The sequence below is a fragment of the Pedobacter polaris genome (genome assembly GCF_005116505.1).
Taxonomy (GTDB): domain Bacteria; phylum Bacteroidota; class Bacteroidia; order Sphingobacteriales; family Sphingobacteriaceae; genus Pedobacter; species Pedobacter polaris.
The window spans coordinates 39,618-54,236 of record NZ_SWBR01000006.1 but is presented as its reverse complement, the minus strand read 5'-3'; the positions used below and the strand labels follow the sequence as shown (position 1 = coordinate 54,236).

At 35.6% G+C, this 14,619-nt stretch carries 12 protein-coding genes; 10 read left to right on the top strand and 2 right to left on the bottom strand.

What is annotated here, in order from left to right:
* Positions 1–56: 56 nt before the first annotated feature.
* The 5 genes from FA048_RS18895 to FA048_RS18875 all read left to right on the top strand — a co-directional run bounded on the left by FA048_RS18895 (position 57) and on the right by FA048_RS18875 (position 7,274).
* Positions 57–1,733 carry a glucoamylase family protein gene (locus FA048_RS18895; RefSeq protein WP_225872583.1) on the top strand — a complete coding sequence of 559 codons (1,677 nt, stop codon included), beginning with the start codon at positions 57–59 and terminating at the stop codon, positions 1,731–1,733.
* Positions 1,734–1,744: 11 nt separating this feature from the next.
* Complete coding sequence (locus FA048_RS18890) at positions 1,745–3,079, top strand: glucoamylase family protein (protein WP_136844081.1); 1,335 nt, start codon at positions 1,745–1,747, stop codon at positions 3,077–3,079.
* A 1-nt stretch (position 3,080) separates the two neighbouring features.
* On the top strand, positions 3,081–4,064 hold the full coding sequence (locus FA048_RS18885) for a metallophosphoesterase (protein WP_136844079.1): 984 nt from the start codon (positions 3,081–3,083) through the stop codon (positions 4,062–4,064).
* Positions 4,065–4,082: 18 nt separating this feature from the next.
* Entirely contained in the window at positions 4,083–6,386 is a 2,304-nt protein-coding gene (bglX, locus tag FA048_RS18880; RefSeq protein WP_136844077.1) for a beta-glucosidase BglX, read from the top strand.
* A gap of 111 nt (positions 6,387–6,497) precedes the next feature.
* Positions 6,498–7,274, top strand: coding sequence for a carboxylesterase family protein (locus FA048_RS18875; protein WP_136844075.1), 777 nt, complete (start codon positions 6,498–6,500; stop codon positions 7,272–7,274).
* A gap of 181 nt (positions 7,275–7,455) precedes the next feature.
* Here the strand turns inward: FA048_RS18875 and FA048_RS18870 are convergent, their stop codons facing one another.
* Both FA048_RS18870 and FA048_RS18865 read right to left on the bottom strand, forming a co-directional pair.
* Positions 7,456–8,184 carry a YebC/PmpR family DNA-binding transcriptional regulator gene (locus FA048_RS18870; RefSeq protein WP_136844072.1) on the bottom strand — a complete coding sequence of 243 codons (729 nt, stop codon included), beginning with the start codon at positions 8,182–8,184 and terminating at the stop codon, positions 7,456–7,458.
* Between the two features lie 110 nt (positions 8,185–8,294).
* The gene (locus FA048_RS18865) at positions 8,295–9,242 is read right to left on the bottom strand and encodes an NAD-dependent epimerase/dehydratase family protein (RefSeq protein WP_136844071.1); all 948 of its coding nucleotides are present in this window, start codon (positions 9,240–9,242) and stop codon (positions 8,295–8,297) included.
* A gap of 230 nt (positions 9,243–9,472) precedes the next feature.
* On the opposite strand from FA048_RS18865, the gene FA048_RS18860 reads away from it, so the two are divergent.
* The 5 genes from FA048_RS18860 (at position 9,473) to FA048_RS18840 (ending at position 14,609) form a co-directional block, all read left to right on the top strand.
* Positions 9,473–10,153, top strand: coding sequence for a gluconate 2-dehydrogenase subunit 3 family protein (locus FA048_RS18860; RefSeq protein WP_136844069.1), 681 nt, complete (start codon positions 9,473–9,475; stop codon positions 10,151–10,153).
* An 18-nt stretch (positions 10,154–10,171) separates the two neighbouring features.
* Entirely contained in the window at positions 10,172–11,872 is a 1,701-nt protein-coding gene (locus tag FA048_RS18855; protein ID WP_205943530.1) for a GMC oxidoreductase, read from the top strand.
* 66 nt (positions 11,873–11,938) lie between these two features.
* Complete coding sequence (locus FA048_RS18850; RefSeq protein WP_136844065.1) at positions 11,939–13,093, top strand: Gfo/Idh/MocA family protein; 1,155 nt, start codon at positions 11,939–11,941, stop codon at positions 13,091–13,093.
* Positions 13,094–13,097: 4 nt separating this feature from the next.
* A complete protein-coding gene (locus FA048_RS18845; RefSeq protein ID WP_136844064.1) occupies positions 13,098–14,150 on the top strand; it encodes a sugar phosphate isomerase/epimerase family protein in 1,053 nt (350 codons plus the stop codon).
* Positions 14,151–14,228: 78 nt separating this feature from the next.
* Positions 14,229–14,609, top strand: a complete 381-nt coding sequence (locus FA048_RS18840) for a c-type cytochrome (protein ID WP_136844061.1) — start codon at positions 14,229–14,231, stop codon at positions 14,607–14,609.
* Positions 14,610–14,619: the final 10 nt, after the last annotated feature.

Genomic DNA, 14,619 nt, shown 5'->3' with positions numbered 1-14,619 from the left:
GCCTGTTTTTTGAGGCACTGTACTTTTTATAACCGAAATTTCAATAGTTAAACCAAATGAATCATCTAACTGATAAGAACTTAGTCAAAACTTTAGCGACTATAATGTTAGCTATTTTTATTTTTGGCTGCAAGAAGAGTAAAACGGAACCTCAAATTAATAAAGATACTTCACTATCTTTTACTGTAAACGATACTTATAATGGAACTTTAAAGTACAGTAACGTCAACCTAAAACCTAACGTAAAATTTAGTTTTACAGAAGCCATTAACACAGCAACAGTAAGTAGCGGAATTGTATTAACAGATGCTTCTGGAAATATGATTGCTACAACTATTTCTTATCAAGATGAAAATAAAGTTTTGATTTTGACACCTCAAAACGACTTCAAATCATATACTTCCTACACCTTAGCCATTAATGATAAGCTAAAATCATCTAGTGGTGGAAGATTAATTAACCCAATTAGCATCACACTAGTTTCAGGTTTAGATAATTCCGATAAATTTCCTCGAGTTACTGATGATGAGCTACTTACCTTAATACAAAAACAAACCTTTAAATATTTTTGGGATTTTGCACATCCAATTAGTGGGCTAGCAAGAGAAAGAAATACATCAGGAAATACAGTTACTTCAGGTGGTTCTGGCTTTGGAATAATGGCAATTGTAACTGGTATTCACCGTAATTTTATTACAAAAGCAGAAGGACTTGCCCGATTGCAAAAAATTGTAGACTTCCTTAAAAACAAAACTACAAAGCACCATGGTGCTTTTCCACATTGGATTGATGGCAATACTGGTGCAACCCTACCTTTTAGCGCAAAAGATAACGGAGCAGATCTGGTTGAAACTTCGTATTTAATACAAGGTTTAATCACTGCAAGGCAATATTTTAGCGGTTCAGATGCTTCAGAAGTTGCATTAAGAGCTGATATTAATTACATTTATAATGGTGTAGAATGGGCTTGGTTTAGAAAAGACAATAGCAATACTTTATACTGGCATTGGAGCCCTACAAATGCATGGGAAATCAACTTGCCAATTCAAGGTTGGAACGAATGTTTAATCACTTATGTAATGGCGGCAGCTTCTCCTACGTCAACAATACCAAAATCAGTTTATGATCAAGGTTGGGCGAAAAATGGATCAATAAAGAATGGAAACTCTTATTATGGAGTTCAATTACCCCTTGGTCCGGCTGGTGGTGGACCACTTTTCCTTGAACATTATTCATTTTTAGGAATCAATCCTATTGGCTTGTCGGATATATATGCAAATTATGAGATGCAAACTAAAGCACATACATTAATCAATTACAACTATTGTATTGCTAATCCTGCTAAATATGCTGGATACAGTGCGGATTGTTGGGGTTTAACAGCGAGCGATCTTCCTACGGGTTATGGTGCTAGTTCACCAACAAATGATAAAGGAGTGATTGCACCAACTGCAGCTTTAAGTTCTTTCCCATACACACCAACAGAATCTATGCAAGCCTTAAAGTTTTTTTACTATAAATTAGGTGATAAAATTTTCAAAGAATACGGTTTTGTTGATGCTTTTAGTTTAAATGAACCTTGGTTTGCTTCTTCTACCTTAGCTATAGACCAAGGCCCAATAATCATCATGATAGAAAACCATAGGAGTAAATTACTATGGAACTTGTTCATGAGTGCTCCTGAAGTAAAAACAGGAATGAAAAATTTAGGCTTTACAAGTCCTAATCTTTAAAGAATACACAAATGAAACCTATATATATATTCCTACTACTCATCGTATTAAGCGGCTGTAGTACACAGCAAAAAAACAAGTTGTCTACTAAAGGCAGGCTTACTGATGACCAATTGCTTACATTGGTTCAAAAACAAACCTATAAATATTTCTATGAAGGTGCAGAACCTATTTCTGGTCTTTCAAGAGAGCGTTACCATAGTGATAATGTGTATCCACAAAATGATAAAGATATCATTGCAACAGGTGCAAGTGGCTTTGGCATTATGGGAACGATTGTAGCTATTGAACGTAAATTTATTACCAGAGAACAAGGATATAAGCATCTTAAAAAGGGACTTGATTTCTTGGCAAAAGCCGATAGATTTCATGGAGCTTGGCCACATTGGATGTTACCATCCGGAAAAGCAAAAGCTTTTGGCAAAAATGATGATGCTGGAGATTTGGTAGAAACTTCTTTCCTCGCACAGGCTTTGGTTTGTGTTCGCCAATATTATGCAAATGGCAATGCCGAAGAAAAAGCATTAGCTAGTAAAGCAGATGAACTTTGGAAAGGTATCGATTGGAATTTTTACAGAAAAAATAATGAAAATGTATTGTACTGGCATTGGTCGCCAAACTCTGGTTGGAAAATGAATTTTGCCATTACGGGGTATAATGAATGTTTAATTACCTACATTATGGCCGCCTGCTCGCCAACTTATGGGGTTCCTGCTGATGTATATCATAAAGGTTGGGCGAAAAACGGAGCTATCAATACCAATATTTCTTTATATGGTCATCCTGTTAAATTAAAACATAATGTTGTAGGAGAAAGTGTTGGGCCACTTTTTTGGTCGCACTATTCTTATTTGGGTTTAAATCCTAAAGGTTTAAAAGATAAATATGCTGATTACTGGGAAGAGAATAAAAATCACACCTTAATCAATTACGATTATGCTATTGCTAATCCTAAAGGTTACAAAGGTTACGGTAAAAACTCTTGGGGCTTAACAGCTAGCTATTCAGTAAAAGGTTATGCTGCACATATGCCAAATGAAGATTTCGGAGTAATAAGTCCAACCGCCGCACTTTCTTCATATCCTTATGCACCTGTAGAAAGCATGCAAATGATTAGGCATTTGTATGAAAATCTCGGTGATAAAGTTTGGGGAGAATTCGGTTTTTATGACGCTTACAGCGAAACTGCTAATTGGTTTCCAAAACGTTACATTGGTATAGATCAAGGTCCAATAGTTGTAATGATAGAAAATGGCCGTACAGGTTTAATCTGGAATCTTTTTATGAGTGCACCAGAAATACAACAAGGTTTAAAAAAATTAGATTTTCAAAGCCCAAAAATATAAAATGAACGTTAAACCAATTTACTTTTTGGTAGTTAGCTTATTTTTAGCTTCTTGTAGTCAAAAAGCAAGAATTATTTTATTGCCTGATACGCAAACCTATGCTGAAAAATTCCCTGAAATTATGGAAAGCCAGCTCAACTGGATTGCCAAAAATGAAAAGGAAATTAGCTTCGTTTTGCAACAAGGAGACTTGACCCAAAACAATAACGATAAAGAATGGATTGCCGTAAAAAAGGCCTTTTCAAAAATAGATAATAAAGTTCCGTATGTATTAGCGGTAGGTAACCATGATATGGGCAGCGGACCAGGAAAATATGCCGACGTAAGGAATAGTGCTGCATTTAATAGTTATTTCCCATTTAAAGAATATGCGAAGGCGCCGTTCTTTGGCGGTAGTTTTGAACAAGAAAAATTAGATAACTCTTATTACTTAATTACAACTGGCAAAATAAAATGGATCATCATTACGTTAGAATTCGGGCCAAGAAATGAAGTGTTAGAATGGGCAGATCAGGTATTAGGAAAACATCAAGATAGGTTAGCCATTATTAACACACATGCATATATGTATGATGACAATACAAGAATTGGCGAAGGAGATAAATGGAGGCCACAGGCATACGGGATAGGGAAAGATAGTGCTGCCAAAGCCGTTAATGATGGCGAACAAATTTGGAATAAATTAGTCAGCAAAAATCAAAATGTTCGTTTTGTTTTTTCAGGCCATATACTTAACACAGGCGTAGGTACACTTACTAGTATTAATGAAAAAGGTTTACCAGTTTATCAAATGTTAGCTAATTATCAAGAAGGCGTTAAAGGCTCTGTTAACGGAGGAAACGGCTTTTTGAGAATACTAGATTTAAACTTCAAAAAGAAATCTATTAAAGTACGTACCTACTCTCCGTATTTAAATGAATACAAATTAGAGCCAACGCAAAATTTTGATCTGAAGGACATCAAATACAACTCAATTATAAAATAGAATACTAAAACACGCATAATGAAAAAACTCAGCTTCCTACTTTTATTAGCCGCTCTCCACTCCTTTTCAACTTCTGCTCAGCAAAAGAAAACGATAAATCCTGCGCAACAGAAAATGAACAGCTTCATAACCAATTTAATGTCTAAAATGACAGTAGATGAAAAAATTGGACAGCTGAACTTACCAAGTTCTGGCGATATCACTACAGGTCAGGCAAGCAGTTCGGATATCAGTAGAAAAATTAAAGCTGGTCAAGTTGGTGGTTTATTTAACATTAAAGGAGTTGATAAAATTAAAGCTGTTCAACAAATTGCTGTAGAAAATAGCAGATTGAAAATTCCGTTACTTTTTGGTATGGATGTTATTCATGGTTACCACACTGTTTTCCCAATCCCTTTGGGTCTTAGCGCAACTTGGAATATGGACGCTGTTAAAAAATCAGCTAGAATAGGTGCTATTGAAGCAAGTGCAAGTGGTATTAACTGGACATTTTCACCTATGGTTGACATTTCTAGAGACCCACGTTGGGGACGTATTTCTGAAGGAAGTGGTGAAGATGCCTATTTGGGCTCTCAGATTGCCAAGGCTATGGTAACGGGTTATCAAGGCAAATTACAAGCAAATAATGAAATTTTAGCTTGTGTTAAACATTATGCACTGTATGGCGCTGGCGAAGCAGGAAGAGATTACAATACTGTAGACATGAGCCGTGTGAGGATGTACAATGAATATTTACCTCCTTACAAAGCTGCAATAGATGCTGGTGCTGGAAGTATTATGGCTTCTTTTAATGAAGTAGAAGGAATTCCAGCTACGGCTAGCAAGTGGTTAATGACAGATGTTTTGCGCAAAGAATGGGGCTTTAAAGGCTTTGTAGTTACAGATTACACTGGTATTCCCGAAATGATAGCGCATGGTATGGGTGATTTACAAACTGTTTCTGCACTAGCTTTAAACGCTGGTATCGATATGGATATGGTTGGTGATGGTTTCCTTAATACTTTAAAGAAATCATTAGCCGAGAAAAAAGTAACCATTGAGCAAATTAACCGTGCTTGTAGGTTAATTTTAGAGGCTAAATATAAATTAGGTTTATTTACAGATCCATATAAATTTTGTGATGAAAGCAGAGCCGCAAAAGAGGTTTTCACCTTAGAGAATCGCAAAACTGCTAGAGAAATCGCAGCAGAAAGTTTTGTTCTGTTAAAAAATAGCAATAACACTTTGCCATTAAAAAAAACTGGCACTATTGGTCTGATTGGTCCTTTGGCAGATAATACGGCAAATATGTATGGAACTTGGAGCGTTGCTGCACTGCCAGAAAATGCCGATAAATCTATAACAGTTTTACAAGGTTTAAAAAATGTTTTAGGTAACAATGCCAAAGTTATCACCGCTCGTGGTTCTAATTTTTTGGCAGACTCAGTAATGGAACATCGTTATGTGAATGTTCATAATCCAACTTATAAACGCGATTCTAGAACCGAAGCAGAACTAATAAAAGAAGCCTTAGAAGTTGCCAAAAAATCTGATGTTATTGTAGCAGTAATGGGCGAAGGTTCTGAGTTTACTGGAGAAAGTAGCAGTGTGACTAATATCGAAATTCCGCAAACGCAAAAGAATTTATTAAAAGAACTAGCAAAAACAGGCAAGCCCGTAGTATTGGTTTTATTTACTGGTCGCCCATTAGCATTAAAATGGGAGGATGAAAATTTACCCGCTATATTAAATGTATGGTTTCCAGGTAGCGAGGCAGGAAATTCTATAGCCGATGTTTTATTTGGCGATGTAAATCCTTCAGGTAAGTTAACAGCAACATTCCCACAAAACGTTGGACAAATTCCACTTTACTATGCTCACAAAAATACAGGACGTCCGGAAACAGGAAAATTCACAAAATTCCGTTCTAATTATTTAGATGTTACTAATGATCCACTTTACCCTTTTGGATATGGCTTAAGTTATAGCAACTTTACATTTAGTGATATTAAGTTAAGTTCTAATACATTAACAAGCGGAAAATCAATTACTGCTACTGTTAAATTAACCAACAATGGTAAATATGATGGTAAAGAAGTGGTGCAGCTTTACACAAGAGATTTGGTCGGAAGCATCACTAGACCTGTTAAGGAGTTAAAAGGTTTCCAAAAAATCAGCTTGAAAGCAGGCGAATCTAAAGATGTTACCTTTACCATCTCAGAGGAAGATCTTAAATTCTACAATTCGAATTTAAAATTTGTAGCTGAAGCCGGAGATTTCAAATTGTTTATTGGAGCAAATTCTAGAGATGTTAAAGAAACCAGTTTTAAATTAATAAAATAATTACAAATATTGTCAGTCTGAGCGTAGTCGAAGACTTTTAAATTATAGATTGAAGAATTCCTTCGACTACGCTCAGGATGACATATCCCTAAAATATATTTAATTCAAATAATGAAAAGAATAGCATTAATTTTTACGCTTTGTTTAATTATTTCATCAGCTTTTGCTCAGGATTTATCGCTGTATAAAAAAGAGAATTTTATCGTTGGTGCTGATACCATTAAATATCGGATTCTTTATCCAGAGAACTATAACTCCGCTAAAAAGTACCCAATCTTGTTCTTTCTACATGGTAGAGGAGAAAGTGGGAATGACAATGAAAAACAGTTAACACATGGGGCAAAGATGTTTTTAACTGATAGTTTCAGAAAGAGTTTTTCGGCCATTGTTATTTTTCCTCAGTGTGCAGAAGAAAGCTATTGGGCAAATGTTGAAATTGAAGCTATCAATACTAAAAGATTTTTCACATTTGTAAAAGGTGGCGAATCTACAAAGTCAATGTCGCTATTACTTAAACTAACCGATTATTTTGTAAGTCAACCTTCCGCAGATCAAAGTAAAATTTATGTAGGGGGTTTATCTATGGGCGGAATGGGAACTTTTGAAATTTTAAGACGTAAGCCTAAAACATTTGCAGCAGCATTTGCTATTTGTGGTGGCGATAACATCGCAAATGCTAAAAAATACAAAAATGTACCCTTATGGATTTTTCATGGTGGCTTAGATGATGTGGTAAATCCACAACTTTCTTATAGTGTTTTTAGAGAATTGAGAACGTTAGGGCATGAGCCAAAATATACAATCTATCCAAAAGCAAATCATAACAGTTGGGATTCTGCATTTGCAGAGCCAGAATTATTACCCTGGTTATTTAGTCACAAGAAATAAATTTTTATTAGTAAAGTTTCCACCCTGAATTTATTTCAGGGTCTTTTCTAAAATTAAGATGCTGAAATAATTCAGCAGACGAGATTTTAAAATTACAGTAAAAAAAAGGGCCTGAAGAAATATCTCCAAGCCCTTTTATCTTCATTTATAGATCTTCTGTTTCGTTCAGAATGACAAATTTCTACTCAGCCATGTTATGGTAAACAGCTTGCACATCATCATCTTCCTCAAGTTTATCAATCAATTTTAAAACATCTAAAGCTTGCTCTTCAGTAACTTCGTGGTGCGATAAAGCAATACGTTCTAGCTTTGAACTTTTCAATTCAATTCCTTTTTCTTCTAAAGCTTTTTGAAGTGGTCCGAAATTTTCGAAAGTTCCCTGCGCAACTGCTATATCATTTCCTTCTTCATCAGCTTCTACGTACAATTCTTCTAAACCAGCATCGATCAATTCAAACTCCAGCTCTTCCAAATCTAAATTCTCTGCAGGCACAAATCTAAAAATAGATTTACGATTAAAAACGAAATCTAAGGAACCTGTTTTACCAAGTGTTCCATTTGTTTTGTTAAAATAACTCCTAACATTAGCTACAGTACGGTTGGTATTATCAGTAGCTGTTTCAATTAAAACTGCCACTCCATGAGGAGCATATCCTTCATAAACAATCTCTTCGTAGTTAGCCATAGATTTATCAGAAGCACGTTTAATCGCAGCTTCTACCCTATCTTTTGGCATGTTTACAGCTTTAGCATTTTGCATCGCTGTACGTAAACGAGAGTTAGTCTCTGGATGAGGCCCAGCATCTTTAACAGCCATTACAATATCTTTTCCGATACGTGTAAATTGCACAGCCATTTTAGCCCAACGTTTAAATTTTCTTTCTTTTCTAAATTCGAATGCTCTTCCCATTATTTTGTAGTATTGAGTATCGAGATGTGAGATAGGAGACTTTATGCCCTCAACCTTTCAGCCCTTTACTTTATTTTCTTATTTTTTCTTCGCTTTTTCAGTTTAGTCTTTTAGCTCTTTTTCAAATTCTTTAACATATCATCGGTCATTCTAGCCAAATCAAATTCTGGCTTCCATAACCAATCTTTTCTTGCAAAACTATCATCAATAGATTTTGGCCAGCTATTCGCAATATCCTGACGAGGATCATTCTCGGTGTAAGATAATTTAAATTCAGGAATATGCTTACGAATTTCTGCAGCCAAAACCTCTGGTGTAAAATTAACTCCTCCAAAATTATAGCTTGATCGAATTGAAATTTCCTTTGCCGGAGCATCCATCAACTCGATTGTTCCTCTAATGGCATCATCCATATACATCATTGGTAACTCTGTAGTAGCCGATAAAAATGATGAATAGCTTCCTTTTTTCAAGGCTTCATGAAAAATATGAATCGCATAATCTGTAGTTCCTCCGCCTGGTGCAGCTTTCCAACTAATTAACCCTGGATAACGGATACTTCTTACATCTAAATTATATTTTTGATAATAATATTCACACCAACGCTCGCCCGCCATTTTGCTGATCCCATAAACGGTGTTCGGATCCATTGTACAATATTGTGGCGTTCGCTCTTTAGGTGAATTTGGACCAAAAACAGCAATAGAACTTGGCCAATAAACTTTAGTAGTTTTAAAGGCTAAGGCTAAATCTAATACATTCAACAAGCCATTCATGTTCAAATCCCAAGCTAATTTTGGGTTTTGTTCGCCTGTTGCTGATAATAAAGCTGCTAACAAATAAACTTGAGATGGTTTATATTTTTGAAAGATTTCTTTTAAAATTTCCTTATCTAAAACATTAACAAATTCAAATGGTCCAGCATTTTTGGTCTCATAGTCTGGTCTTCTGATATCACACGCAACTACATTGTCATTGCCATAAGCACTTCTCAATGCAGTAACCAATTCTGTACCTATTTGTCCATTAGAACCTAAAACTAATATTTTTTCGCTCATACCTTAAAATGATAATGAACAAAGGTAAAAAAATGCACCAAACCTTATAATAGGTAAAACGATTTATTAATGTAAACTAATTTTTACAAACTCATTTAATTTAGCTTCAAATAGCCACAAAGTGTACTTTATACACCTATTTAATTCTTATCCTAATAAATTACCTTTTTAAGTTTCTTTATGTTGAGATATTTTACCTAATTTAATTGCACAAAACCAAACCAAATCATATGGACAGAAGAGAAGCCGTAAAAAGTGTAGCTTTTTTAATTGGTGGAGCATTGTCAGCTACCACAATTGCCACTTTGTTTGATAGCTGTAACGAGCCTGGAAAAAACAGTGAAAATTTATTCACTGCAGAACACCAAAAATTAGTTACAGAGCTAGCCGATATTATTATACCAACTACTGCTAAATCTCCTGGGGCCAAAGCAGCTAGTGTTGGGCCGTTTATCACTATGATGATTAAAGATTGTTATCCTGAAGATGCACAAAATGCATTTGTAAAAGGATTAGATGATTTAGAAGCTAGATCTAAAAAAGATTATAGCAAATCTTTTTTAGAAATAAGCGTAAAGGAACGTGAACAATTAGTTACTAAACTGCGTGACGAAACAGTTGCAGCTCAAAAATCTGAAAAAGATAAGAGTGATGCCAATAAAGCAGGCGAAAAAGTAGTTAAAGAAAATCCAAAAGAAATTAAACCAGAAATAGAAAAACCAGGAAATCCAATGGCGGTTAAAGAAAAACCTAAAACTGCGCCACAATTTTTTGCTATTGCAAGAGATTTAACAATATTGGGCTTTTTCACTTCTGAAATAGGAGCTACCAAAGCATACGAATTTGTTGAAATTCCAGGTCGTTATGATGGCGATGTTGACATGAAGCCTGGTCAAAGAGTTTACGCATAAATCTTATCTCATTTTATAATGAATTTAAATACAAAAGCAACTGCACAAAATACATATGATGCTATTGTTGTAGGATCTGGAATTAGTGGTGGTTGGGCAGCAAAAGAATTAACTGAAAAAGGTTTAAAAGTTCTGTTACTTGAGCGTGGCAGAAATATAGAACATATCAAAGATTACACTACGGCAATGAAAAAGCCTTGGGAGTTTGAGCATCGCGGCAAACTTACAGAAGAGCAAAAAAGAACTCACCCTGTACAAAAAAGAGATTACCCTTACCAAGAATACAATGAAAGTTTTTGGGTAAATGATTTAGACTGCCCTTACACAGAAGTTAAAAGATTTGATTGGTATCGTGGCTTCCATGTTGGTGGAAAATCTTTAATGTGGGGCCGCCAAAGTTATCGTTTAGGTGATTTAAATTTTGAGGAAAATGTTAAAGATGGTCACGGTGTAGATTGGCCAATCCGTTATAAAGATATTTCACCTTGGTATGATTATGTAGAGAAGTTTGCAGGAATTAGTGGTGCGATAGAAAACTATCCTCACTTACCAGATGGCCATTTTTTACCTCCAATGCAAATGAATGTGGTAGAAAAAGCTGTGAAAGAACGCATTGAAAAAAAATACAACAGAAGCCGTATCATGACCATGGGTCGTGTAGCAAATCTTACTGTTGAACATGGCGGAAGGGGAAGTTGTCAATATAGAAATTTATGTAGCCGCGGCTGTCCCTTTGGTGCTTATTTTAGCACGCAATCTTCTACCCTGCCAGCTGCTGTAGCAACTGGAAATTTAACACTAAGACCATTTTCTTTGGTTAATGAGATCATCTATGATAAAGAAACTCAAAAAGCAAAAGGAGTTAGAATAATTGATTCTGAAACAATGGAGCATATAGATTATTTTGCTAAAATTGTTTTCGTAAACGGTTCTACTTTAGGTTCTACTTTCTTATTATTAAACTCTACTTCTGCAGAACATCCAAATGGATTGGGTAATGGAAGTGGCGAATTAGGCCATAATTTAATGGATCACCATTTCCGTTGTGGTGCCAATGGACAAGCTGAAGGATTTGAGGATAAATATACGTACGGAAAAAGAGCAAATGGAATTTATGTTCCTCGTTATAGAAACGTTGGCAATGATAAACGCGATTATGTTCGTGGCTTTGGTTTTCAAGGCGGTGCAAGTCGTTCTGGCTGGCATAATGATATTGCAGAATTAGCTTTTGGTGGAGATTTTAAAGACTTAATTAGTACACCAGGTAATTGGAATATGGGCTTGGGTGGTTTTGGTGAAACACTACCATTCCATAAAAACCATGTTTATATAGATAAATCTAAAAAGGATAAATGGGGTCAACCAGTATTAGCAATTGATTGTGAATTTGGGGACAATGAAGCAAAGATGCGTGTAGACATGATGAATGATGCTGCAGAAATGTTAGAAGCTGCAGGCCTTAAAGATGTTAAAACATTCGACAATGGTTCTGAGCCAGGTATGGCAATTCACGAAATGGGAACAGCAAGAATGGGTCTTGATCCTAAAACTTCTGTTTTAAATAAATGGAATCAAATGCATGAGGTTAAAAATGTATTTGTAACTGATGGCTCATGTATGCCATCAGCTGCATGCCAAAATCCATCATTAACATATATGGCATTAACTGCAAGAGCGTGTGATTTTGCAGTAACAGAATTGAAAAAAGGAAACCTTTAGTAAGTAAAAAGTGATACGTTATAAGTGATACGTAAACTTATAACGTACAACTTACCACTTTTAAATATGAAAGAAAAAGTAAGAATGGGCATGGTAGGCGGTGGCAAAAAAGCCTTTATTGGCGCTGTTCACCGTATGGCTGCTAGTTTAGATGGATTAATAGAATTGAGTTGTGGAGCTTTAAGTAGTGATCCAGCTAATGCAATCGCTTCTGGCAAAGAGCTATTTCTTCCAGAAGACAGAATATATACCAGCTATAAAGAAATGATTATTGCAGAAAGCAAACTTCCACAATCAGAGAGAATGCATTTTGTGAGTATCGTTACACCAAATAATTTACATTTTGAACCAGCTATGTTGGCTCTAGAAAATGGGTTTCATGTATTAATTGATAAACCAATTACTTTTAGCCTTGCTGAGGCCAAAATTCTAAAGCAAAAAGCAACTGAAACCGGATTAATGGTTTGTTTAACCCATACTTATTCAGGATATCCGATGGTTAAACAAGCTAAACAAATGGTGGCCGATGGTAAATTGGGCAAAATTAGAAAGGTTGTTGTTGAGTATCCTCAAGGTTGGTTAAGCCTTCCAGCAGATGCAGATAACAAGCAGGCAGCATGGAGAGCAGACCCATCAAAAAGTGGCATAAGCGGTTGCATGGCTGATGTTGGTACGCATGCAGCACATTTAGCTGAATATATTTCTGGTTTGCAAATCACTAAAATATGTGCAGATTTAAATATTGTAGTAGAAAATAGATTGCTAGATGATGATGGCAACGTGCTACTTAAATTTAACAATGGTGCCAATGGAGTTTTATTTGCATCACAAATTGCCGCTGGTGAAGAAAATGCAATTAAAATTTATGTTTATGGCGAAAAAGGCGGTTTAGAATGGCATCAAATGGAACCAAATACTTTAACTGTAAAGTGGTTAGATCAACCTATGCAAATTTACAGAACTGGTAATGGCTACAATTCAGAAATTGCTAAATACAATACCAGAACCCCATCTGGTCACCCAGAGGGATATTTAGAAGCTTTCGCTAATATTTATAAAAACTTTGCACAAACTATTATGGCTAAACAAATTGGCGAAGAACCTAGTGCAGCAATGCTAGATTTTCCTAATGCTGATGATGGAATTAGAGGAATGGCTTTTATAGAAAATGTAGTAGCTTCAAGCAAATCCGATCAGAAATGGTTCGATTTTAAAGTATAATATAATGACAACAATACAAGGACCAGCGATATTTTTAGCCCAATTTATTGGAGATGAGGCCCCTTTTAATTCCCTTGATGGAATTTGTAAATGGGCAGCAAGTTTAGGTTTCAAAGGCATACAAATGCCCACACTAGACAAAAGATTTATAGACTTAAAACTTGCTGCAGAAAGCAAAACCTATGCTGATGAATTAACGGCAAAAGTTGCTTCTTATGGCTTAGTAATTACAGAGCTTTCTACACATTTGCAAGGTCAGTTGGTTGCTGTAAATCCTGCCTACGATTCGCTATTTGATGCTTTTGCTGCACCAGAAGTAAAAAACAATCCGAAAGCGAGAACAGAATGGGCCATTCAGCAAATGAAATATGCCGCTAAAGCTTCTCAGAATTTAGGTTTAAAAGCACATGCTACTTTTAGTGGCTCTTTGTTATGGCATACTTTTCATCCTTGGCCACAAAGACCAGAAGGTTTAGTAGATGATGGTTTTACCGAATTAGCGAAACGTTGGTTGCCTATTTTAAATGAATTTGACAACTGCGGGGTTGATGTTTGCTATGAAATTCATCCTGGAGAAGATTTATTTGATGGAGAAACCTATGAAATGTTTTTAGACAAAGTTAATCATCATCAAAGAGCATGTTTATTGTATGATCCATCACACTTTGTGTTGCAACAATTAGACTATATCCAATACATCGATTTTTACCATGAGCGAATTAAAGCCTTCCACGTTAAGGATGCCGAATTTAATCCGACAGGTAAACAAGGTACATTTGGAGGCTATCAAAGTTGGGCAAACAGAGCAGGAAGATACCGCTCTCCCGGAGATGGACAAGTAGATTTTAAAAAGATTTTTAGCAAATTAACACAGTACGATTTTAAAGGTTGGGCCGTAATGGAGTGGGAATGCTGTATTAAAGATTCAGAAACAGGAGCTCGCGAAGGTGTTGAATTTATTAAAAATCACATTATTCCGGTTACTACAAAAGCGTTTGATGATTTTGCCGCATCTGGCGGAAACCAAGATTTTAACAAAACAATACTAGGCATATAATAAAAAACAAACATACAAATGAAACCATTATGAGCCCATCTTACACAATATGCTCATGCCATTAAAAAACATAAATTGATGAAAAAAACATTCTTATTTTTAAGCGGACTTACTCTATTTTTTGCTGCCTGTGGTGGCTCTGGTGACTCAACCGAAAGTACTACTACGGCATCAAGTTCTACTCCTGCTGCTAAACCTGCAATGGATGCAGGAGAATTGCTAATTGTAAAATCTGACTGTGTGGGTTGCCACCATAAAGAAAACAAACTAATTGGGCCAGCGTACCAAGAAATTGCTGCTAAATATCCATCAAATGATGAAAATATAGCTTTATTGGCTGGCAAAATTATAAAAGGTGGAAAAGGTGTTTGGGGCGCAGTACCAATGACACCACATACTAAAATTACTGAAGACGAAGCGAAATCAATGGTAAAATATATCTTATCACTTAAAAAATAACCTGGACTTT

What these genes read in the sequence shown, in the direction of transcription:
- FA048_RS18895 (WP_225872583.1), top strand. Translation starts at nt 57, where the DNA reads ATGAATCATCTAACTGATAAGAACTTAGTCAAAACTTTAGCGACTATA.
- FA048_RS18890 (WP_136844081.1), top strand. Translation starts at nt 1,745, where the DNA reads ATGAAACCTATATATATATTCCTACTACTCATCGTATTAAGCGGCTGT.
- FA048_RS18885 (WP_136844079.1), top strand. Translation starts at nt 3,081, where the DNA reads ATGAACGTTAAACCAATTTACTTTTTGGTAGTTAGCTTATTTTTAGCT.
- bglX (WP_136844077.1), top strand. Translation starts at nt 4,083, where the DNA reads ATGAAAAAACTCAGCTTCCTACTTTTATTAGCCGCTCTCCACTCCTTT.
- FA048_RS18875 (WP_136844075.1), top strand. Translation starts at nt 6,498, where the DNA reads ATGAAAAGAATAGCATTAATTTTTACGCTTTGTTTAATTATTTCATCA.
- FA048_RS18870 (WP_136844072.1), bottom strand. Translation starts at nt 8,184, where the DNA reads ATGGGAAGAGCATTCGAATTTAGAAAAGAAAGAAAATTTAAACGTTGG.
- FA048_RS18865 (WP_136844071.1), bottom strand. Translation starts at nt 9,242, where the DNA reads ATGAGCGAAAAAATATTAGTTTTAGGTTCTAATGGACAAATAGGTACA.
- FA048_RS18860 (WP_136844069.1), top strand. Translation starts at nt 9,473, where the DNA reads ATGGACAGAAGAGAAGCCGTAAAAAGTGTAGCTTTTTTAATTGGTGGA.
- FA048_RS18855 (WP_205943530.1), top strand. Translation starts at nt 10,172, where the DNA reads ATGAATTTAAATACAAAAGCAACTGCACAAAATACATATGATGCTATT.
- FA048_RS18850 (WP_136844065.1), top strand. Translation starts at nt 11,939, where the DNA reads ATGAAAGAAAAAGTAAGAATGGGCATGGTAGGCGGTGGCAAAAAAGCC.
- FA048_RS18845 (WP_136844064.1), top strand. Translation starts at nt 13,098, where the DNA reads ATGACAACAATACAAGGACCAGCGATATTTTTAGCCCAATTTATTGGA.
- FA048_RS18840 (WP_136844061.1), top strand. Translation starts at nt 14,229, where the DNA reads ATGAAAAAAACATTCTTATTTTTAAGCGGACTTACTCTATTTTTTGCT.